Here is a 1,321-nt window from a genome sequence, read left to right on the forward strand (position 1 = left end):
CTATTGGTGCAAGGTGGGTCGTGCGGGGCTGCTTCGACGGGAGAGGCTCCGCGATGGGCCGCTGGGTGACTCGGAGAACACGTGCCGGAAAGCTTCCCGTTGATCTGTCCACGGCGGCCCGCAGGGCGAGAGCCCTGAACCGGGAGTGACTTGATAGAAGCCTGCTGAGCCGTCAACTCGCAATAGGTCTGTCCCCTGGCCAGGGCCCTCGTCGCTGTCCCGTCCCATAGCAGCAGAACAGGACTCCTCGATGGTGACAGTGGGGATCGACCCGCACAAGCACGTCCACGTCGCGGCAGCGGTCGGTCCCGACGGCCGACGCATCGGTAAGCCGCTGACGGTGAAGAATGACGCGTTGCTGATCACCGCGCTTCTCACATGGGTCCGGACGATCACCGATGACGCGGCCGTCACTTGGGCGATCGAGGACGGCCGCGGCTTCGCCCGCCGCCTGGCCGACGGGCTACTGCTCGCCGGCCACGAAGTGGTCTGGGTCCCCACCCGCCTGACCGCCGCTCACCGCAAGCTCCATGCCGCCACCGGCGCGAAATCCGACCTGGACGACGCCGCCGCAGCCGCTCGCGCCGCGATCGCCACTCCAGATCTGGCACGGCACCGTATCGACGAACACGTCCGTGAGCTGCGCGTCCTGGTCGACCACCGGACCGACCTCATCAAACGCCGCACAAACCTGATCAACCAGCTCAAGGCCCAGCTCCACACCTGGCTGGACCACACCCCCGGAGACCTGGCCCGGCCCAAGGGCACGGATGCGCTGGCAGCACTGCTGACCGCCGCCCGCCTGGGCAGCCACGTCCGCGGGGTACTCATGGAGATGACCGCCGAGATCGCCGGACTCAACCAGCGGGTTCGTGGCCTCGACACCACCATTAAGGAGATCGTTAGCCCGCTGGCTCCTACCCTCCTGGAGATCACCGGCATCAGCCACAACTCGGCCGCGGTCTTGATCGCCGAGATCGGCGACATCACCCGCTTTCCCACCTCGGCCAAGCTCGCCCGCTACACCGGCTGCGCCCCCATCCCGGTCTACTCCTCCGACCAGGAACGCCACCGCCTCCACCGGGGCGGCAACCGACGCCTCAACAGCGTCCTCTACACCGCAGCCATCGTCCAGAAACGCTTCCACCCAGCAGCTCAACGACTCCTGGAACGCCATGAACCCGCCAAGGGCAAGCGTGGCGCCCGCCGCATCCTCCAACGCCATCTCATCGACGTCATCCACCGCGCCATGACCGCCGATCAAGCCACCTGGCAGCACCACGTCACCCGCCATCAGCTCGCGGCTTGACATAGAAGCATC

General features: G+C 67.0%; 1 protein-coding gene. It reads left to right on the top strand.

What is annotated here, in order from left to right; all coding sequences use genetic code 11:
• The first annotated feature begins 250 nt into the window (after positions 1–250).
• Positions 251–1,309 (top strand): IS110 family RNA-guided transposase, encoded by a 1,059-nt coding sequence (locus C4U03_RS39690; RefSeq protein ID WP_103945038.1) that lies wholly within the window; start codon positions 251–253, stop codon positions 1,307–1,309.
• Positions 1,310–1,321: the final 12 nt, after the last annotated feature.

Source organism: Thermomonospora echinospora (assembly GCF_900108175.1).
In the GTDB taxonomy this organism is placed as follows: domain Bacteria; phylum Actinomycetota; class Actinomycetes; order Streptosporangiales; family Streptosporangiaceae; genus Thermomonospora; species Thermomonospora echinospora.